This window comes from Streptomyces sp. NPDC043685 (assembly GCF_056436585.1).
The window spans coordinates 26,508-46,424 of sequence record NZ_JBWKCH010000011.1; the positions used below are offsets into that span (position 1 = coordinate 26,508).

Sequence of the window (19,917 nt, forward strand, 5' to 3'; positions counted from 1 at the left end):
ACGCCCGGCGACACCGGCTACCACCCGGCGAGCAGCCGCTCAGCCGTCCCAGGTCCAGTCGGCGACCTCCGGCAGGTCGGTGCCGTGGACGCGGATCCAGTCGTGGTGGCGGGTGCGGGCGTCCACCATCCGCTGCCGCACGGCCGCCGCCCGCACGGCGAGCCCCGGTACCCGGTCGATGACGTCCATGACCAGGCGGTAGCGGTCCATGTCGTTGCCCACCACCATGTCGAACGGCGTCGTGGTGGTGCCGATCTCCTTGTAGCCGCGCACATGCAGGTTCTTGTGACCGGTGCGGCGGTAGGCCAGCCGGTGAATCAGCCACGGATAGCCGTGGTAGGCGAAGACGACCGGTTTGTCGGTGGTGAACAGGGCGTCGTACTGCGCGTCCGGCATGCCGTGCGGGTGCTCTTCCCGGGGCAGGAGCCGGGCCAGGTCCACGACGTTGACCACGCGCACCGCCAGATCCGGCAGGTGGCGGCGGAGCAACTGTGCGGCGGCGAGGATCTCCTGGGTGGGGACGTCGCCCGCGCAGGCCAGCACCACGTCCGGCTCCCGGGTCCCGTCCTCGGTTCCGGCCCACTCCCAGATGCCGGCGCCACGGGCGCAATGGACCCGGGCCTCGTCCATGGAGAGCCAGTCGAAGCAGGGCTGCTTCCCGGCGACGATCACGTTGACGTAGTCGCGGCTGCGCAGGGCGTGGTCAGCGACGGACAGCAGGGTGTTGGCGTCCGGCGGGAGGTAGACCCGGACGACCTCGGGGCTCTTGTTGAGGACGTGGTCGACGAAGCCGGGGTCCTGGTGGGAGAAGCCGTTGTGGTCCTGCCGCCACACATGCGAGGTCAGCAGGTAGTTGAGGGAGGCGATGGGGGCGCGCCAGGGCAGCCCGCGCGAGGTGCGCAGCCACTTGATGTGCTGGTTGACCATGGAGTCGACGATGTGCACGAACGCCTCGTAGCAGGAGAACAGCCCGTGCCGGCCGGTGAGCAGATAGCCCTCCAGCCATCCCTGACAGGTGTGTTCGGACAGGATTTCCATCACCCGGCCGTGCCGGTCCAGGTGCTCGTCCACGGGCAGGGTCCCGGCCTGCCAGGCCTTCCCGCTGGCGTCGTAGACGGCCTGAAGCCGGTTGGAGGCGGTCTCGTCCGGGCCGACCAGGCGGAAATCGCGGCGGTCTGCCGTGGCCCGCATGACGTCTCGCAGCATGTCGCCGAGCACGCGCGTCGGTTCGCGCAAGGTGCTGCCGGGTTTGTCGACCGCGACGGCGTGCGTGTCCGGTGACGGCAGGGGCAGTTCGCGCAGCAAGAGCCCCCCGTTGGCGTGCGGTGTTGCGCCGAGCCGCCGTGCGCCGTCCGGGACGCAGGCCAGCACCTCGGGACGGGGAGCCCCGTCCTCGTCGAAGAGCTCCTCCGGCCGGTACGAACGCAGCCAGGACTCCAGTTGCCGCAGATGGTCGGGGTTGTCGCGGACGCCGGACAACGGCACCTGGTGGGCGCGCCACGTGCCTTCGACGGCCTCGCCGTCGACCTCGGCCGGGCCGGTCCAGCCCTTCGGGGTGCGCAGCACGATCACCGGCCAGTGCGGGCGCTCGGTCACTCCCTCCTCACGGGCGGCGCGCTGAGCCCCGGCGATTCGGTCCAGGGCGGTGTCCATGGCCTGCGCCATCGCGCGGTGGACGGCCATGGGTTCGTCCCCCGCGACGTGGACGGGGTCATGGCCGTATCCCCGTAGGAGTGCGTCCAGCTCGGCCTCGGGCAGTCGGGACAGCACCGTCGGGTTGGCGATCTTGTACCCGTTGAGGTGCAGGATCGGCAGCACGGCACCGTCGTGGACCGGGTCGAGGAACTTGTTGGAGTGCCAGGACGCGGCCAGCGGCCCGGTCTCGGCCTCGCCGTCGCCGATGACGCAGGCGACCACCAGGCCGGGGTTGTCCAGAGCGGCGCCGTACGCGTGCGACAGGGCGTAACCGAGCTCTCCGCCCTCGTGGATCGAGCCGGGGGTCTCCGGGGCGGCGTGGCTGGGCACCCCGCCGGGGAAGGAGAACTGCTTGAACAGCCGTGCCATGCCTGCCGAGTCCCGCGTGACGTCCGGGTAGGTCTGCGTGTACGAGCCTTCCAGCCAGGAGTTCGCGAGCACCGCCGGTCCGCCGTGCCCCGGCCCCCAGATGCACAGCGCGTCCAGGTCACGGGCTTTGACGACTCGGTTGAGATGGGTGTGCACCAGGTTCAGGCCAGGAGAGGTGCCCCAGTGTCCGAGCAGCCGCGGTTTGACGTGTTCGGGACGCAGCGGTTCGGTCAGCAGGGGGTTGCCCATGAGGTAGATCTGGCCGACCGCCAGGTAGTTCGCGGCGCGCCAGTGGACGTCCAGCTTCTTCAGCTCCTCCTCCGTGAGCTCGGCGGACGTCTGCTGGGTGTCGACGGACATGGGAGTCCTTCCGGGTAGGGGTGCGGGCCGGGAACACCTACCGGGCCGCGCTTTCCACCTTGGTCCGCTCATCGGGCGCACGACAGGGCCTGTCGGCCCCTCCTGCGGCCCGGGAGTCCCCCTGACGCCGTCCCGCCGTGGCCTGCTGGAAGGGGATCCGCGAACGCACAGGAAGTGTCCGAGCGTGGCGTCGGCCTGCCCGATCGCCTCGCTCTCAGCTTCCGGTGTCCGTCCGGTGATGGCCGTCGTCGGTGAGGACCAGCCGGCACGTCTCCCCCGGCGGCACGCCGATCGAACGGTCCGGCAGTTCCACGTCGATGGGCGCAAGGTCGGACGGCGGTACGGCGATCTCCAGCTGCCCGCTCGTCAGGCGCAGCCTGATGCCCCAATGGCTCTGGTAGCGCAGGGAGAAGCCGTACGACGACAGCCCGGGCAACGGCACCGGGTCCAGCCACAGTGCCCCGGCGCGGGTCTCCAGTCCGGGCAGACCTCGTTGCACCAGGTCGAGGGTGCCGGCCATGGCTCCCAGGTGGATGCCCTCGCCGGTCGTGCCGCCCTGGAGGTCGGCGATGTCGCCGCGCAGGGCCTCCTGGCAGAACGTCCACGCGTCGGAGCGTCGGCACCGGGCCAGGACCCAGCCGTGGACGAGACCGCTGAGGGTGGAGCCGTGGCTGGTGCGGGCCAGGTAGTAGTCGACGGTGCGCCGCCAGGTCTCGTCCTCCAGCCGGTGTCCCAACCGGTGGAATAGACGCCGGAGTTCGGACGGTGAGAAGAGGTACCCGAGCATCAGCACGTCGGCCTGCTTGGACGCCTTGTAGCGGTTGACGCTGTCGCCCTCCGCTTCCAGGATCCGGTCCAGGCGCCGGATGTCGCCGTAGCGCTCGCGGTAACCGTCCCAGTCGAGTTCGGCCAGCTCGCCGTACCCGTCGAACTGGCTGACGACTCCGGCGTGGAACGGCACGTGGAGCGTACGGGAGACGTGGTCCCAGCGGTCCGGTTCACCGTCGTCCAGGGCGATGCGCTCGAGGAGTTCGCGGCGCCGGGGTTCGGGCAGGATACGCAGGACGTCCAGGGCCCGGGTGAGTACCCAGGCGGCCGTGACGTTGGTGTACGTGTTGTCGTCGAGGCCCGGCCGCTCGGCGCCGGGGTGGATCACGTGGTACTCGTCGGGTCCGACCACGCCCCGGATGCGGTGCCGTCGCAGCTCCTCGTCCCAGGTGGCGGAGTCGGCCCAGAAGCGCGCGATCTGCAGCAGCATCTCGGCGCCCTCGGTGTGCAGATAGTCGGCGTCGCCGCAGGCCTCGCAGTACTGCCAGACGTTGTAGGCGATGGCCGAGCCGACGTGATGCTGGAGGTGGGTGTGGTCGGGCAGCCAGCGGCCCGAGCGGGGGTTGAGGTGCAGCCGCTGGGTCTCCTCGCGTCCGTCGCTGCCGCTCTGCCACGGATACAGCGCGCCGCGCCGGCCGATGGCCCGTGCCGCGGCGCGGGCCCGGTCCAGTCGCCGGTGGCGGTAGTGGAGCAGGGCGCGGGAGACCTCGGGGAAATGCAGGTTGAGGTAGGGCAGGACGAACAGTTCGTCCCAGAACACATGGCCCCGGTAGGCCTCGCCGTGCAGCCCGCGGGCCGGCACGCCCACGTCCAGGTCGGCGGTGTGCGGGGAGAGCGTCTGCACCACGTGGAAGAGGTGCAGCCGCAGGATGGCGCCCGCTTCCCCGGGGACGTCGAGTTCGGCCCGGCGCCACCATTGGCTCCAGGCGACCCGGTGCGATGCGAGCAGTTCGTCGAAGGCCGGTGCCTCGCTCATCCTGTCCACGGCCGCCTGCAACGGATCACTGATCGCGGGGTCGCGTGAGGTGTGCAGGGCGATGGTCTTGTCGACGGTTGCCGTGCGGCCGACGGCCAGGGACAGCATGACGCGCTGAGCCGCGTGCGAGGGGCCGGGGGTGTCCGTGACCGGTCCTGGAGCCGTCAGCCGGGCGGCCATGCCGATCCGGATGTCCGAGGTACGGGTGCGGCAGCGCAGCCAGACCGTGCCGGGCGCGGCTGTGCCGGTATGCACATGGGTCAGATGGTGGCCGTCCAGGTCCCGGTACCGGGGGACGCCCGCGTTGACGACGGTCCCGTCGAGTGCGGCCCGGACCTCCAGTTCGCCGTTGAAGGACTCGGCGGTGAGCTCGGTGCGCAGTGCGGCGATGTGCGGGTCGCCCATGTGCACCAGTCGCTGCTGCCGTACCGCGAGGACCCTCCCCTCGCCGAGGGCGTAACGGGTGCGGCGCTCCAGCACTCCCGATTTCAGGTGGAGGGTCTGACGGTGGTCCAGGACGTTCGCCGCGTCCGGTGTGAGCCACTCCCCTCCCCCGAGCCGGAAACGCAGCGGCAGCCAGTTGGGGAGGTTGACCAGGTCCTCGTTCTCCACCCGGCGTCCGGCGACGTCGGAGGTGAGCCGGTTGTAGCAGCCGGCCACGTAGGTGCCGGGGTAGTGCACGTCGTCCGCCGTGCACTCGGGGAGTGTCCCGCGGGTGGCGAAGTAGCCGTTGCCGAGCGTGCACAGCGCTTCACGCAGCCGCTCGTCCGCGGGACGGTACCCCTCGTACTCCCAGGACCTGTCCTTCATGGAGCTGTCACCCCCGGGGCGCGCTGCGGCACGACCGCCACGGGGCATGCGGCGTGGCGGAGCGGCGTGTGCGCCGCCCTCCCGAGCCGGTGGCCTGCGTCGCCCCGTCGGTGCGGCGTCGCGGAGCAGCTCGTCGAGCGGGGCCCGGGCCCGGCGGCGGTGGCGTGGCTGCCCTCACGCAGGGGAGCCCCCGACGCGTCGGCGCCCCCGACCAGGGAAAGTCTCCTCGTCATCGTTCCCACCGCCTCGTACCCGGGCATGGTGCAGATCCACTCTCACCGTCGCATCTGCCACGTCCGGGCGCGAGGGGCGACCGGTGCCCCGCCCGGGCTGTCCGGCCCGTGCTTCGGGCTGCTCCGGGAGAACGGGCAAGGGGGCTGCCGCCACGCGGGACACGGCCGGGGGGGGACCAACGGCCCCGTCCGAGGGCCGGGCGGCCCGTGGTGCCGGAACCGGGACGGGCACACGCTGAAGTCACAACCCCGGACTCGCCGCCCGACTGGGCGGCAACAGAAGGGAGCCTGGCGATGACCTCCACCACCAGTCTGTCCGCGGGCCTGGCGCCCGGACATCGGGAGCGACTGATGAGCGTCGCCCGAGAGGTGTCCTTCGACGCGGGCTCGCGCCTGTTCGAGGAGGGCCGCCGCGCCGACCGGTTCTGGATCGTGCGCACCGGGACGGTCACGCTCGATCTCCGGGTCCCCGGCCGCCGGGCCGCTGTCGTCGGGTCCCTGGGGCACGGCGAGCTGGTCGGCTGGTCGTGGCACTTCACGCCGTACGTCTGGCATCTGGGGGCGGAGGCGATGACCCCGGTGCGGGCCTACGAGTTCGACGCCGAGGCCGTGCGGGCGATGTGCGCCCGGGACGCCGAGTTCGGCCGCGCCGTCGCGGACTGGGTCGGCCGGGTGGTCGCCCACCGGCTGCACGCGTCGCGCGTCCGGCTGCTCGACCTGTACGCCCCCTACGGCAGCGGCAGCCCGGTATGAGCAACCGGGCCGTGCCCGTCCGATCAGCGAAGGAGCACGATCATGCAGGGCAGCCCGCACATCGTCGGCGACGTCATGACCCACACCGTCGTCGCGGTCGGCCGCGGCGCCGCCTTCAAGGACATCGTCAGGACCATGCAGCAGTGGAAGGTCAGCGCGCTGCCCGTCCTCGAGGGTGAGGGCAGGGTGATCGGGGTGGTCTCGGAGGCCGACCTGCTGCCCAAGGAGGAGTTCCGCGACAGCGACCCGGACCGCTCCACCCAGATGCGCCGGCTGTCCGACCTTGCCAAGGCCGGCGGAGTGACCGCCGAGGAGCTGATGAACGCCCCGGCCGTCACCGTGCGCGCAGGCGCCACGCTCGCGGAGGCCGCCCGTGTCATGGCGCAGCGCAAGGTGAAGCGGCTCCCGGTCGTCGACGACGAGGGCGTCCTCAAGGGCATCGTCAGCCGGGCGGACCTGCTCAAGGTGTTCCTGCGAACCGACGAGGAGCTTGCCGAGGAAGTCCGCCGCGAGGTCGTGAGCTACCTTTTCCCCGCTCCCCTCGTCCCCATCCGCGTCGAGGTCCAGGACGGGGTCGTCACGCTCACCGGCCGGATCCGGGACACCCGCCTCGTACCCGTCGCCGCCCGTCTGATCCGCGCCGTCGAGGGCGTGGTGGACGTCGAGTGCCACCTGGCCGGTGCGTCGCCCCGCAGTGACCCTGGATGACACGGGGTGGCTCAAGGTGACCCGGGGGGCCTACAGCGATCCGTCGACGACCGCACTCCGGCAGGCATCGGACGCCTGGGCCGGAGTCAACGGCCCTCCTGCCGTCAGACCGTGATCCGGCGCCCGGTGACCGCCACGGGCTCGATGCGCAGCAACAGCTCACGCCGGCCTCCCGCCCAGGGCGTGCTGTACGCCAGGGCTGCCAGACGAGCGGCCTCCTCCTCGTCGGTCACGACCCGGGCCGGGCCGCGCACCAGCACGCTCCAGCCCTCGCTGAAGGCCTCGTCGATGCGGTCGACCTCGAAGGCGACCCGTTGCCCGGCTGCCTGTGCCGGGGCCGTGCCCGGGTCGGTGCGGAAGAGGATCTCGCCGTCGACGACGCTGTAGTTGACCGGCACGACGACCGGGCCGGAGTCCGCGGGTACGGCAAGACGCCCCACCCCGTGCGTCGAGAGCAGCGAGCGGCATTCCGTTTCGGTCAGCTCGGTGAAGCGAGGGGTCCGGGCGGCCTGGCCCAGGCCGGGTGGGAGCCGGGTGTCGCCACCTGTCAGGTGTCCCACCGTCGTCTTCAGCGCTCCGGCCAGCCGGAGCAGCGTGCCCGCGCCCGGATCCGCGGTGGGACGCTCCTCCAGGTACTGGAGGTAGGCCGGTGCCATGCCGGCCTGTGCGGCCGTCTCCTGCCGGCTCAGGCCGAGTTCCGTGCGCCGCTGGGTGATGCGCCGCCCGAGGTCGCCCATGGGGCTCCCTGTCATGGCGTCCGACGAGGCCGGATCGGTCATGGCCCGTCACCTCTCTCTCCTTCGTCGTGCCGCCCGGTGGGGGACGGCTTCCTCGTGCTGTTCCTCACCCGGCAGGGCCTTGAGCGCACCGGTGCCGACAGGCCGGGCCGGGGCGGGGCAGGGTGCCCGGTCTCACCTCTGGGTCGCCTGCTCGACAGTGGGGTCCGGCGGCGTTTCCTTTCCTGCGGGCTGCCCGGGGCCGTGGAAGACACGGGCGTCCATGCGTCCCACCTTCCTGATGCGGGCGAGTCGACCGGATCGCACCGCATCTCCAGCTTGGACCGGATCGGTGTGGCGCGCTTGGGCCGGTCGGCCCCACCACCGACCCGCGCGGGGGCGCGTCCACGGCGCGAGCCCCCTGCCGCGCGCCCCGATGGTCCCAGCGGCCTCGCGGGCGGGGCCGAACGGCCCTGTCGCACGCACCGCCGCCCGGCTTTGCTCTGAGCATGGCTGACATCTCCAGCAGGTCCGTTCTCCCGCAGCCGCCGGAGCGCAGGGCAGACGTCGCGACGCTGACCGGCGAGATCGACCTGGCCACGGCGCAGGCACTGAGAACGCGTCTCGACGCGCTGACGGGTGGCAGCGGCCTCGACCTGATACTGGATCTGCGCCCGGTGTCCTTCATCGACTGCGCGGGACTGGGAGTGCTGTGCCGGGTGCGAAACCGCGTCCTGGCGCGGCGCGGGCGGCTGCGCCTGGTCAGCGACAGCCCGGCGCTCCGGCGTGTTCTGCGGCACGCCGGACTGGCCGGGGTCTTCGAGGTGCTTCCCGAGATGCCGGAGGGCCTGGCCGGCCTGTTGCCGGAGAGCAGCGTGATCAGGTGACGCCGAGCCGGCGTCAGTCGGACCGCAGTTCCCGGCCGACCCGTGTCGCCCACGCCTCGATCCGCTCGACATCGCGGAAGTCGCCACCCTTCCCGTTGCGGATGATCATCCGGGCGACCCAGCCCTTTGCGCCTTCCTTGAGACAGCCGCCGAAGGTGACGTGCTCCGTGGCGTCGAGGCCGATCATGGCTTTCTTCACGCCGGGCACGGGAGGAAGGTCCCTCTCCGACGCCGACGGGTCGAGCGGTCCGCTGCTGAACAACCACAGCGGGCGTTCGCGCAGTGCCTTGCGGTGGCGCCGCACGAAACGGCGGGCGTCCTTGTGCCAGCGGCCGGCGTACAAGCCCCCGCCGACCACCACGGCGTCGTACGACGCCACACCGGACAGGGAACGGGCCGGGAGAGCCTCGGCCCTCAGCCCGTCCCTGCGCAGAACTTCGGCGACCCACTCGGCGATCTCCGCGGTGGATCCGTTCGTCGTCGCGTACGCGACCAGCACGTTCTTCACCATGACGGTCCGCCCTCCTCTCACAATTCGCGCAGCCAGTCGTCGGCCGCGCAGCGCAGTGTCCGCTCGTCCGCCCGAAGACGCGTGTCGTCCAGACGCCAGGTGAGCCGGTCGACGACCGCGACCACCCCGTCGATCTGCCAGGTCATGGCGACGGCGAACTCCGCCTCGCTCCTGAGTTCCAGCCCGCCGGCGAGCATGACCACGCCCTGGGTGACGGAGACGTCGACGCTGCGCGGCATCAGCCACAGGGCACGCACGAACACCTCGTCGACCACCTCGTCCCGGATGTTCTCGTCAGAGCGTGCGAAGACCTGAAGCAGGTCGCGGGGATCGAGGACGCCGACCAACCGGCCCTCCTCGTCCAGGACGGGCAGCCGCTCCACATCTCGCCCGGCCATGGCCCGCGCGGCCTCGACGACGGTGTCCTCGGCATGCACCGGGACCGGGGGCGCCCTCATCACCTGTCCGGCCGTGCGAGGTGCCGCGCCTCCGCGCCGCCAGCCGGCGATGGCGAGCGTGGCGGACCGGAAGCGGCGCCACCCGCCCGACCCGGGAGCCGCGACCTCGTGAGCCCGCAGGTCGGCATCGGTCACGATGCCGATCACCCGGTCGTCCTCGTCCACCACGAACAGCCCGGTGCGGTGCGCGGCGAGCATCCGGGCCGCTTCCTCCACGGACGTCCTTTCCGCGACCCGCACCACTTCCGTACTCATCACGGAGCCGATCTTGGCGTGCTGCATGTCGGTTCCTCCTCCAGGGACTCGGTCCACACGAGTGACTCGGCCGAGTCGGCGCAGGCGGGGTCCGGGCAGTTCGGGCGGTCTCCTCGGAGCCTTCCAGACGCATCGAGCGTCCCCCGGCCCGTGGCGCCGTCCCAGGGGCCGATCGGGCCGACCTGGGACCGATGGGCCCTGGTCGTCGAGGACCGCGGGGCGCGACCGTGTCCGCTACGGGACCACTCCCACGGGGCAGGCGGCGTGGTGCAGCACGGCGTGGGTCACACGGCCGGTGTGCGGGCCGAGGCGTCCCTCGGGACGCTGAGCGCCGATCACGAGGAGTGCCGCAGGGGCCGATGCGTCGATAAGGGCGGTGCGGGCGCGGCCCTCGACGATCCGCTGACGTACCTCGACGTCCGGGAACTCCGCGGCAGGTGCGCGCAGCGCGGTCTCCCAGGCCTCGACCGCGCGCCGCCGGTGCACCTCGGCGGGTTCGCCGGGAACCAGCGCGTGGTCGGTCGTCTCATAGGCATGCGGGTGCCAGGCTCGGACCGCCTCCAGTGGAACGCCACGCCGGTCCGCCTCACGGAACGCGAAACGCACGGCCGCCGAGCCGTCCGGTTCGCCGGGCACTCCCAGAACGACGCGACGGCCATGGAGCCGGGCCGTGACCGGGTCGTCCGGTACGCCGCGGACGACGATCACCGGACCGTCGGCCCGCCCGGCGACGGCCAGGCTGACCGAGCCCAGCAGCAGTTCCGCGGTGCTCCCACGACCACGGGAGCCGAGGACGAGCGCGGAGGCCTTGTGCGCGGCATGGCGGAGCACGGGCACCGGCCCCGCGGGCACGACCTCGGTGGTGATCGTCATGCCGGGACATCGCCGGCCGGCGCGTTTGGCCGCAGTCACCACGAGCACGTCGGTGAGTATCCGCTCCGTCCTGCCCGGGCTCGTGGGAAAGACGGCACGCTCGTAGCGCTGCCAGAGTGACGCGTACACCACATGCAAGGGCACCGCGTGCAGCTCGGCTTCGTCGGCCGCCCAGTCCACGGCTTGCAGACTGGATTCGGAACCGTCCACGCCGACGACGATGGGCCTGCCCACGGTTCTCATCCTCGCCCCCGCTGAGAGGTTCGGCAGTTCGGCCCACCTCGGCGAGCCGATTCGAGGCGACTCGTTGGCCGTTTCACTACGACGAGAGTTCGACCCCGTACAGGGTGCGTCCGCCGGTCAGGGCGCGTCCGGTCACCAGTTGCGGATCCACGCGGACGAAGACCTCCTGCGGGGCAGGCGCCCATGATCGGGGTCCTTCCCGCAGGAGCCGAGTGTGTTCGGCGGGATCGGTGACCAGGGTGGCCGTGCCGGTGACCACGACGCTCCAGCCCGCCTGGGTGTGCGTGTCGAACTGGTCGGCCTCGAAGGCCACCACCGCCCCCGCGACCGCGCTCGCCAGCTCGGACGTCACCGAGGTGCACAGCAGAACCGCCCCGTCGCCGGCCAGGCGGAAATTGACGGGGAGCACGGCAGGCAATGCCTGCCGAGTGAACACGATGCGCCCCACGGGCACCCCGGTCAGAAGACGCAGGCACTCCTGCCGGTTCAGCTCACGAAATCCGTCGTTGGAGTACATCTGCCATCTCGTCTCTCACTCGATGCTCCTGATGAGGGGTGCCCTCATCCTCGGGTGAACGGCTCGGCCGGTCCAGGGCCGATCGTCCCCGCGTCACCGGCTGCTGGTCCCGCCACATCGGGAGGGCTCTCGACTCGTCGGGCCGGAGACCACGACGGTCCCGCGGCGGTCCGCCGCGGTCATAGGATGCCTGGATGCCCAAGCCGATATGGACGAGCCGCCACCCGTGGGTCGCCGCATGGGCGGTGCTGTGCGCGGTCGGGATCGCCACCACCGCCTGGCTGAACTCCTCCTCCGCGCCGGACCCGCAGCCCGAGAAGCCCATCAGTGCCGAGTGCGCCGAGTACATCGCGAGGATCGAGACGCAGCTGGCCAAGGCCAAGGAGGAAGGCAAGGACGACGGCGTGCTGGCCTTCGCACGCGGCACGGTCGGCGCGGATGACTGCAGCGACGAGGTTCTCGACCACTTCGGTGGCGAGCGGTGAGTGCGGTCCGGCCGGTGGCTCGCTTGTGCCGCCCGGGTCCTAACGAGCTCGTCCGCCCGGGGTGACAAGCCCCGATTCGTACGCCACCACCACGGCCTGCGCCCTGCTGTCCAGGTCCCAGCTTGGTCATCGTGCGGTTGAGGTGGGTCTTGACGGTCGCCTCGCTGATGTAGAGGCGGTCGGCGACCTCCCCGTTGGACAGGCCCCGGGCGATCAGTCTCAGCACCTCGAGCTCTCGGGACGTCAACGGATCCAGGTCCACGGGCTGTTCGACGGCGGTCTGGCGGGCGTACGCCTCGACCAGGCGGCGGGTGACGCTGGGCGCGAAGAGCGCGTCGCCACCGGCGACCGCGGCCACCGCGGCGAGCAGCCGTTCGGGCCCGGAGTCCTTGAGCAGGAAGCCGGAAGCCCCGGCGCGCAGCGCCCCGTACACGTACTCGTCGAGGTCGAAGGTGGTCAGCACCAGGATCCGGGGCGGCGGTTCGGCGGCCTGGGCGAGGATGCGTTCGATGGCCTCGATGCCGTTCATGCCGGGCATCCGGATGTCCGGCAGGATCACCTCGGGGGCGGTCTCGGCGGCCAGCGCGACGGCCTCCGCACCGTCGCTCGCCTCGCCGACCACCTCGATGCCGGGTGCGGCGCGCAACAGCCCCACGAGTCCGGCCCGGATGAGGAACTGGTCGTCGACGACGAGCACGGTGGTCATGTGGTGGCGTCGTCCCCCCGCCCTGCGGCTCGCGCGGAGGTCGGCAGGGTCAGCCGCACGGCGAAACCCCCTTGCTCCTGCGGGCCGACGCTGATCTGCCCGCCGTAGAGCTTGGCTCGCTCGCGCATGCCGAGCAAGCCGTGCCCGCCGTCCGTTCGTACTCTGTCCGGAATCACCCCCCGTCCGTCGTCCGTGACCGAAACGGACACCTGGTGCGGTTCATACGTCAGCCGTACGTCGGCACGCGCGCCGGGCGCGTGTTTCAGGACGTTGGTGAGCGCTTCCTGCACCACGCGATAGACGCAGAGTTCGACACCGGGGCCGAGCGGGCGTGGGGTGCCCTCGGCGCTCAGAACGACCGACACCCAGCCTGCGCGGACGCGTTCGGCCATCTCGTAGAGACGAGCCAGCCCCGGCATCGGGCCGGCCGGGGCGCCGTCGTCGACGGCGCGCAGCACCATGAGCATGCGGCGCAACTCTTCGCGGTCACCTGCATCGGAGGTGACGGCAACCGCTGGTACAACGAGCGTTACACCAGCGGCCACTGGTCCGGCTGGGACCGCACCCGCATCTGACACGGCCTCTTCGTGACCGCATGACTTCGGCCCCGCCCCTCTTCCAGGGGTGGGGCCGAAGTCATGGTTCCCCCATGCCTGCTACGACCGGGCATGGCAGCTGGTGTCCTTTGGCATACAGCGGCTACCTCGTCGAGCACGCGGGTTTCCGTCTGCTCGTCGACCCCGGGTACGCCCACGCTGCCCCGTCTGCTGGAGCACAACCGTCGACTCCATTGACGCTTAGGGTGGGTCCAGGCTCAGTGGGCCATCACGAGCTCGCCCTCGGACGGCTCAAGAGCCCGATTGGGGATCAGGAACGCCGCGATCACCGCACCGACCACGAAGAACCCGGAGCCCCACGCGAGGGTGGCCGTGTAGCCCTCTACCCCGGCCTGCGCCGCGGCCCGCGCGCCGGGCTTGTGCGAAGACAGGTAGTCGGTCGCGGCCGACGAGGCAACGGTGGTCAGTAGCGCCGTACTGATCGAGCCGCCCACCTGCTGACCGGTGTTGATCAGCGCCGAGGCGACGCCCGTGTCATCGCGGTGCAGGCCTGAGGTCGCCCCCTGGAACGCGGTGGTCATCACCCCGCCGATGCCGAGACCCAGCAGGATCAGGCCGGGCATGATGTGAGTGGCGTAGGTGCTGTCCAATTCGAGCCGGGTCAGCAGGGCCATACCGGCCGCGGCGACCAGGAAGCCGGCGCTGACGACGATCTTCGGGCCGACCCTGGGCAGCACCAGCAAAGGCATCGTGGTCGACGAAGCGACGACGCCCGCGACCATCGGCAGGAACGCCAGGCCGGTCTTGATCGGCGAGTAGCCGAGGCTGGCCGCGAAGTAGTAGGTCAGGAACAGGAAGATCGAGAACATCCCCATGCCCAGGACGAACACCGCCATGAACGAACCACCGCGGGTCCGGTCCAGCACGAGGCGCAGCGGCAGCAGCGGATGCGCGACCCTGGACTCCAGCCAGACGAACACCGCGAGCAGCACCACGCCGACGATCATGGAGCCGAGGGCGACCGGGTCGGTCCAGCTGGTGGACTCTACGTGCGCGAACCCGTAGACGACGGCGAACAGCGCGGCGCTCACCACGGCGATGCCCGGGATGTCGAGTTTGGGCTTCTTGGTGATCACGGGCTTGGCCAGCAGCAGCAACGCACCGATCAGGGCGGGGGCCGCGAAGGCGACGTTCACGTACATCACCCAGCGCCACGACGCCCATTCGGTGAGCATGCCGCCGAGCAGCAGCCCGATCGCGCCGCCCGCACCGCCCAACGCGCTGAAGATACCGAAGGCCTTCGCCCTTTCGGACGGTTCGGTGAAGGTCACGCTGAGCAGTGAGAGCGCCGCGGGCGCGAGCAGCGCGGCGAAGAGGCCTTGGGCGACCCGTGCCGCGACGAGGATCTCGAAGCTGCCGGCCGCGCCGCCGACGACGGACGCGGCCCCGAAACCTGCCAAGCCGATCACGAAGAGGGTGCGTCGGCCCAACAGGTCACCGAGTCGGCCGCCGAGCAGCAGCAGGCTGCCGAACGCCAGGGCGTACCCCGTGATGACCCACTGCCGGCTGCCGTCGCTGAAGCCGAGGTCTTGCTGCGCCTCGGGCAGCGCGATGTTCACCACGGTCGCATCGAGCATGACCATGAGCTGTGCCATGCCTATGACGACCAGCACCCACCAGCGCACGGCATGTGAGCCGCGCAGGCCCGAGTCTGTCTTTCCGGAGGCGGGCGCCCCGCGGTCGATGCTGGTACTCATTTTTCCCCTTGCTTGCTGGGCATGACGGAAAGCCGTCTGGAAATTGATTGGTTTCCTCACCGATGAAGGTGAGGCGAGGGGGTGATGGGCGGCTGAGATCTCAGGGCTTCGAGATCATCGTGTGGCCGCTTTGGGGCTTCCCTCGGCGATCCCCTGGAGGGCAGCGTCGGTGTCCGCGATGGCCAGCATCCTGTTGATGTCGGCGCCGGCCAGCGCGCCGGCCGCTGCGGAGGCCCCGACCTGGGCGACCGGATCGGTGGCATTGCCGGCCACCCACACACCCGGCACCTCGGTGGCGCCGGCCAGGCCGGAGGCGAAACCGCGGCCCATGTTCGGCAGGTCCTGCACCGGCAGACCCAGACCTTCCAGGCCCTGGGTGCGGGCCTGCATCCGCGGGCCGACCGCTAGGACGCGGCGGGCCACGACCTGGCCGTCGGCCAGGCGCACCCCGGCGAGGGCACCGTCCTCGTCGTTGACGACCTCGGTGACCGGGGTGTCGATGACGCGGATACCGCGGGCGGCGAAGCGGGCGCGGCTGTCCTCGTCCAGGTCGGTGCCGTGGGTGAAGTAGGTCAGGTCCTCGGTCAGCTGACGGAACAGAAACGCGTGGCCGATGGAGGCCGCGCCGGTGGCGAGGATGCCGATGGGCTCGTCGCGCACCTCCCAGCCGTGGCAGTACGGGCAGTGCACCACACTGTGCCCCCAGTGCTCGGCGAGCCCGGGCACCTGTGGCAGCACATCGGTGAGGCCGGTGGCCACCAGGATGCGGCGGGCGGTGATGCCGCGACCGTCGGCCAGGGTGACGGTGAACCGCAGGTCCCCGTCCGCCGACGGGGCGGCAGGCTCGGCCGAGACCACCTCGCCGTGGACGACGCGTCCGCCGTACTGGCGGACCTGCTCCCGGCCCCGTCGAAGGATCTCGGGTGGCGGGGTGCCGTCCAGGGCGATGAGGCCGTGCACGGCCTCCGCGGGCGCGTTGCGCGGGGAGCCACTGTCGATCACGACGACCGAGCGGCGGGAGCGGGCGAGGATCAATGCACCGTTCAGCCCCGCGGCGCCCCCGCCGATCACCACCGCGTCGACGGTCCCCTCGGCCAGTGCGTCGCTCGCGTACGGAGGATCCGTCACAGCCATGGCCTCCTGCTTTTCCTTGTCAGTCATGGTTGGGTCAGCCCTTCGAGTTCGGGGGGGGGGAGGGGGTCGGCTGTTCAGAAAGCCCTGGGTGTGTTCGGCGACCCTTTTGGGCTGTTCGAGGTGCGGGAAGTGCCCTGCGCCGGGTATGACGATGCGTTCGAGGCCGTTCGTGAGCGGGTCGTCCATGCCGTCGCTCAACTTCACGGAGATGCAGTTGTCGGATCGGAACCTCCAGTCGGCCTGCCTTGAACCGTCCGATGACGGACGCGGTCGGCCGTCTGGGACCCCTGGCCGGGGAGTCCTCGCCGAAGGGCTGTCGCCGGGTCACCTGTGTCATGAGTCCAACAGAAGGTGTCGCAACGCCGGGCGGCGCGGAGGCATGGGTTGCTCTCCATCGCGCCAGGCGTGCACGCAGCCTGTCCGGTGAGCTCAGGCCGGTTGTGTACTGAACAGTCGAAAACCTAGGCAGTTCTGTACTGAGTTGTCAAGAAGGGCGGGTCGGCCTTACCTTCTGTGTATGGCGAGACCGCGAAGCTTCGACCCCGACCACGTCCTCCATGCCGCCGAGCGGCAGTTCCGCGCCTCGGGCTACAACGGCACGAGCGTCGACGACATCAGCGCCGCCACCGGCCTGGGCCGCGGCAGCCTCTATGCCGCCTTCGACGGCAAGCACGGCGTGCTGCTGCAGGCGATGGGCAGGTACTCCGCCCGGCTGGCCGTGGCGGTAGAGGCGCTCGCAGGACCGGACGAGGGCGCCCTGGAACGACTGCGCGGGTTCTTGCTCCGGGCCGTCCACGGGGTGCCACTCGCCGACGATGTACCCCCCGCCCCCGACCGGGCGGCGGCGGCCTGCTTCGCCGCCAAGATGGCCATGGAACTCGGCGCCTCCGACCCCGAGGTGGAACGCATGGCCAACGCCTGCTTCTCCGCGGTCGCGACGTCGGTGGCCGAGTGTGTGCGAGCGGCGCAGCGCAGCGGCGACATCGACCCCGACGCGGATCCTGACGACCTTGCGTACCTTCTGCTGACCATCGTCCGCGGGATCGATGTCGTAGGCGCGTCCGGCCACAGTCCCGCCCGCCTGACCTCGATCGCGGAGAGCGCGTTCGCATTGTTGCCTCGCCGGCAACAAAGCTGAGAAGGGCACGGGCCGGCCTCGAACGACTCCGTCACCGTGCCCGGCTCAGGGCCGGGAACCTGCCGTCGGGCCACCGGATCGCTCACTCCGAACCGGGACCGGCCCAGCGGTAGAACGCGCTGATCGCGATCAGGTCGTCCAGCACCGTCCCGCCGGCCACGCGCCGGACGTCGGCCTCGTCGGTCATCCGCCAGAACCCGAACCCGGCGACATCCTTTTCGTCGGCGTCGTGCCAGGCCCGGCCCGCCGCGTCAAAGAATCCCAGCCAGACGGCTACCACGAAGGAAGTCGTCATACGGCTCCTGGCACCGAATGACGCGGAAGACAGTGCCGGAAGGCGATACAACCTTCGGCGCCAGTGGGGCGTCTGTTCTTTGTTGCGCATCGTGTGATCGAGCGGTAACCGCCGGACACGGGGTCAGCAGTCATCATTTCCACGTCGCGGACATCATCGGCGTCCGCGATACAGCAGGGGGTTCTCGTGCGTCACTCAGTCCGTCTTGCCGTGGCAGCGGCCCTCGCCGCTTGTCTGACCGGCAGTCTGGTGGCGGCCTCGGCCGACCAGGCCGTCGCCGCCGGGTCCAAGTGGGCCGACGACTTCAACGGCGACGGATACCGCGACCTGGCCATCGGCATGCCCGGGAAGACGATCAGCGGGAAGGAGAGCGCCGGTGCCGTCCTCCTCACCTTCGGGTCCGCCCGCGGTCTGACCGACAAGCACGTCTACATCACGCAGAACTCCGCCAACATCCCCGGCACGCCCGGATACCAGGACTTCTTCGGCAGCAGTCTCGCCAGCGGCGATCTCAACCGCGACGGGTTCGCCGATCTGCTGGTCGGCAGTGAAGGAGACGCGTCGGGGAACGGTTCGGTGACCGTACTGTGGGGCGGCACCTCACCGTTCAGCAGTGCCCTGGCGCTGCCCTCGGGGCCCTCGTATCCCTCGCGTCTGTTCGGCTCGCACATCGTCGTGGGCGACTTCACCGGCGACTCCGGCCCGGACATCGCCGTCAGCGGGCAGACATCTCTGCGGCTGTACACCGGCGCCTTCTCCCGCACCAAGGCCCCCGCCGGCACCGACGTCAACGGCCCCGATTCCACCAGCAGTGGCCACCTCGCCGCCGGCGACTTCACCGGGGACGGCAAGGACGAACTCGCTGTCGTCCAGCAGAAGACCACCCTCGTCTACGGCCAAGCCGTCGGCACCACCGATGCCGATTCCTTCACCGCCCAGGCCCGGCTCGCCGGCGGAGACCGCGTGGCGACCGGCGACCTCAACGGCGACGGCCGCGACGACCTCGCCATCGCCCTGTCCAACCCCCGCCTCAACCCCAACGGCCTGGCCGATGCGAGCAACGGGTCCGGCTATGTCACCGTCCGTTACGGCAACCCCCAGTTCGACGGCGGCCTCGCTCCCTCCGGCCGCGTCTACCACCAGAACACCGCCGGTGTCCCGGGTGCCAACGAGAAGGAGGACGAGTTCGGTGCGGCGATGTCGATCGGCGACCTCAACGGCGACCACCGCGAGGACCTCGCCGTCGGTGTCCCTGGCGAAGACCTCGGCCGAGCCTTCGGGGGTGGCGACGTACTCGTGCTGCGCGGAGGCGCCGACGGGCTCACCACTGCGGGCGCGGCACGCTACTCGCAGGACACTCCCGGTGTTCCTGGCAGCGCCGAGAACAACGACGTCTTCGGCTCTCAGGTCCGCCTCGCCGACTTCAATCGCGACGGCAAGGCAGACCTCGCGGCCTCCGCTCCCTACGAGGACTACGGCAACGGCGCCATCTGGCAACTGCGGGGCACCACCGGCGGCCTGAGCACCAGCGGCGTCAGCGTCTTCGGCCCCACGCAGTACGCCCTCTCCTCCGCCTCCGGCATCGGCAGGACCCTTCTTGGCTGAAGCGGGAGGTTGGTGGAAGCACGGGCGTTCCTAACTCCAGGGATCGAGGGCGAGCTTGCCCTCGGTCTGGCCCGCTTCGAGTCGCCGCAGCAGCATCGCCCCCTCAGCCAGAGGATGAACCCGGGGGGTGCCGGGCGGGTACACGCCGTGGGCGATGAGCGCCTCGATCTCGGCGAGCAACGACTGGTAGACGGACGGGGCCGCGACCGCCAGCGCACCGATGTGCAGGCCCTTGATCTGAACCTGGTGGGTGAAGACCAGGTCGTGTGTGGTCAGGGTGGCGTCACCGGAAGCGGCTCCGAAGACGACGATGCGTCCGGTGAAGGGCTTGGTGACCGACAGGCTGGTCTTGAACGTGGACTGCCCCACTGATTCCAGGACCAGGTCGACACCGCCGGTCGAGCGGGTGATCACCTCGGTCAGATCGGGGCGTCGGCTGTCCAGGACCTCGTCGGCGCCGAGCGCTTCGACGGTGTGGTGCTTCGCTGGTGACGCTGTGGCGATCACGCGCGCACCGTAGTGACGGGCGAGGCGAACGGCAGCCTGCCCCACGCCTCCGGCGGCGGCATGGACGAGCACGACCTCGCCCCGCTTGATCTCGCCCAACGGCTTCAGCGCCGCCAGGGCCGTGGCCCAGTTCAACATCATGCCGAGAGCGGCGGCATCGCTCCAGCCGGACGGCACCGGAAGCACACCCGCAGCCGGCATCGTCATGTACTGCGCGAAGGCCCCCGGTCCGGCTCCGACGACGTGCGTACCGAGCGGCAGCGGACTCTCGACGTCCGGGCCGACACCCACGATCTCGCCGGCGGCCTCGAAGCCCGCGACATAGGGGGCCTGAGGGCCTCCCCCGTATGTCCCACGGGTCTGCATGACGTCAGCGAAGTTGACCCCGGCAGCGCCCACGCGGACCAGGTAGTCACCGGGCCCGGGGCCGGGGCGACGCTGATCGGTCGTAAGGGTCAGGTCCTGCGGTCCCCGGTGCGACCGCTGGACCAGTGCGCGCATCGTCTGCTCGGCCGTGTTCCGCTGCTCGTTGATCTCCATG

At 70.8% G+C, this 19,917-nt stretch carries 17 protein-coding genes and 2 pseudogenes; 6 read left to right on the top strand and 13 right to left on the bottom strand.

The window, feature by feature from the left end; genetic code table 11:
- Positions 1-39: 39 nt before the first annotated feature.
- Positions 40-2,424 carry a phosphoketolase family protein gene (locus tag AC0665_RS31270; RefSeq protein ID WP_478706292.1) on the bottom strand — a complete coding sequence of 795 codons (2,385 nt, stop codon included), beginning with the start codon at positions 2,422-2,424 and terminating at the stop codon, positions 40-42.
- A 214-nt stretch (positions 2,425-2,638) separates the two neighbouring features.
- A complete protein-coding gene (locus tag AC0665_RS31275; RefSeq protein WP_478706293.1) occupies positions 2,639-5,038 on the bottom strand; it encodes a glycoside hydrolase family 65 protein in 2,400 nt (799 codons plus the stop codon).
- Positions 5,039-5,565: 527 nt separating this feature from the next.
- On the opposite strand from AC0665_RS31275, the gene AC0665_RS31280 reads away from it, so the two are divergent.
- The gene (locus AC0665_RS31280) at positions 5,566-6,024 is read left to right on the top strand and encodes a Crp/Fnr family transcriptional regulator (protein ID WP_478706294.1); all 459 of its coding nucleotides are present in this window, start codon (positions 5,566-5,568) and stop codon (positions 6,022-6,024) included.
- A 42-nt stretch (positions 6,025-6,066) separates the two neighbouring features.
- Positions 6,067-6,732 (top strand): CBS domain-containing protein, encoded by a 666-nt coding sequence (locus AC0665_RS31285; RefSeq protein WP_478706295.1) that lies wholly within the window; start codon positions 6,067-6,069, stop codon positions 6,730-6,732.
- Positions 6,733-6,836: 104 nt separating this feature from the next.
- On the opposite strand, the gene AC0665_RS31290 is transcribed toward AC0665_RS31285, so the two are convergent.
- Positions 6,837-7,511 carry a helix-turn-helix domain-containing protein gene (locus AC0665_RS31290; protein WP_468639017.1) on the bottom strand — a complete coding sequence of 225 codons (675 nt, stop codon included), beginning with the start codon at positions 7,509-7,511 and terminating at the stop codon, positions 6,837-6,839.
- A gap of 446 nt (positions 7,512-7,957) precedes the next feature.
- Between AC0665_RS31290 and AC0665_RS31295 the strand changes: the two genes are divergently transcribed.
- A complete protein-coding gene (locus AC0665_RS31295; RefSeq protein WP_478706296.1) occupies positions 7,958-8,335 on the top strand; it encodes an STAS domain-containing protein in 378 nt (125 codons plus the stop codon).
- Positions 8,336-8,348: 13 nt separating this feature from the next.
- Here the strand turns inward: AC0665_RS31295 and AC0665_RS31300 are convergent, their stop codons facing one another.
- From AC0665_RS31300 to AC0665_RS31315, 4 genes are all read right to left on the bottom strand, one after another.
- On the bottom strand, positions 8,349-8,846 hold the full coding sequence (locus AC0665_RS31300) for a flavodoxin domain-containing protein (protein WP_468639015.1): 498 nt from the start codon (positions 8,844-8,846) through the stop codon (positions 8,349-8,351).
- A 17-nt stretch (positions 8,847-8,863) separates the two neighbouring features.
- Positions 8,864-9,586 carry a CBS domain-containing protein gene (locus AC0665_RS31305; protein WP_478706297.1) on the bottom strand — a complete coding sequence of 241 codons (723 nt, stop codon included), beginning with the start codon at positions 9,584-9,586 and terminating at the stop codon, positions 8,864-8,866.
- Between the two features lie 207 nt (positions 9,587-9,793).
- Positions 9,794-10,675 (bottom strand): universal stress protein, encoded by an 882-nt coding sequence (locus tag AC0665_RS31310; RefSeq protein WP_478706298.1) that lies wholly within the window; start codon positions 10,673-10,675, stop codon positions 9,794-9,796.
- A gap of 76 nt (positions 10,676-10,751) precedes the next feature.
- Positions 10,752-11,192 carry a pyridoxamine 5'-phosphate oxidase family protein gene (locus AC0665_RS31315; protein WP_478706299.1) on the bottom strand — a complete coding sequence of 147 codons (441 nt, stop codon included), beginning with the start codon at positions 11,190-11,192 and terminating at the stop codon, positions 10,752-10,754.
- Between the two features lie 194 nt (positions 11,193-11,386).
- Here AC0665_RS31315 and AC0665_RS31320 point away from each other — a divergent pair, with 194 nt between their 5' ends.
- Positions 11,387-11,677 carry a hypothetical protein gene (locus AC0665_RS31320; protein WP_468639010.1) on the top strand — a complete coding sequence of 97 codons (291 nt, stop codon included), beginning with the start codon at positions 11,387-11,389 and terminating at the stop codon, positions 11,675-11,677.
- Between the two features lie 39 nt (positions 11,678-11,716).
- Here AC0665_RS31320 and AC0665_RS31325 read toward each other — a convergent pair.
- The 4 genes and pseudogenes from AC0665_RS31325 to AC0665_RS31340 all read right to left on the bottom strand — a co-directional run bounded on the left by AC0665_RS31325 (position 11,717) and on the right by AC0665_RS31340 (position 15,831).
- Positions 11,717-12,383 (bottom strand): annotated as a pseudogene (locus tag AC0665_RS31325) (response regulator).
- Positions 12,380-12,865 (bottom strand): annotated as a pseudogene (locus AC0665_RS31330) (sensor histidine kinase); the annotation flags it as partial. The pseudogenes AC0665_RS31330 and AC0665_RS31325, both read right to left, overlap by 4 nt.
- 332 nt (positions 12,866-13,197) lie before the next feature.
- On the bottom strand, positions 13,198-14,697 hold the full coding sequence (locus AC0665_RS31335; RefSeq protein WP_478608895.1) for an MFS transporter: 1,500 nt from the start codon (positions 14,695-14,697) through the stop codon (positions 13,198-13,200).
- A gap of 114 nt (positions 14,698-14,811) precedes the next feature.
- Entirely contained in the window at positions 14,812-15,831 is a 1,020-nt protein-coding gene (locus AC0665_RS31340) for an NAD(P)/FAD-dependent oxidoreductase (protein ID WP_478706420.1), read from the bottom strand.
- A gap of 517 nt (positions 15,832-16,348) precedes the next feature.
- On the opposite strand from AC0665_RS31340, the gene AC0665_RS31345 reads away from it, so the two are divergent.
- On the top strand, positions 16,349-16,969 hold the full coding sequence (locus AC0665_RS31345) for a TetR/AcrR family transcriptional regulator (protein WP_468412155.1): 621 nt from the start codon (positions 16,349-16,351) through the stop codon (positions 16,967-16,969).
- Positions 16,970-17,051: 82 nt separating this feature from the next.
- On the opposite strand, the gene AC0665_RS31350 is transcribed toward AC0665_RS31345, so the two are convergent.
- The gene (locus AC0665_RS31350; protein ID WP_478608856.1) at positions 17,052-17,264 is read right to left on the bottom strand and encodes a hypothetical protein; all 213 of its coding nucleotides are present in this window, start codon (positions 17,262-17,264) and stop codon (positions 17,052-17,054) included.
- Between the two features lie 210 nt (positions 17,265-17,474).
- Between AC0665_RS31350 and AC0665_RS31355 the strand changes: the two genes are divergently transcribed.
- On the top strand, positions 17,475-18,869 hold the full coding sequence (locus AC0665_RS31355) for an FG-GAP-like repeat-containing protein (protein ID WP_478706300.1): 1,395 nt from the start codon (positions 17,475-17,477) through the stop codon (positions 18,867-18,869).
- Between the two features lie 30 nt (positions 18,870-18,899).
- Here the strand turns inward: AC0665_RS31355 and AC0665_RS31360 are convergent, their stop codons facing one another.
- Positions 18,900-19,916 (bottom strand): NADPH:quinone oxidoreductase family protein, encoded by a 1,017-nt coding sequence (locus tag AC0665_RS31360; RefSeq protein WP_478706301.1) that lies wholly within the window; start codon positions 19,914-19,916, stop codon positions 18,900-18,902.
- Position 19,917 lies beyond the last annotated feature (1 nt).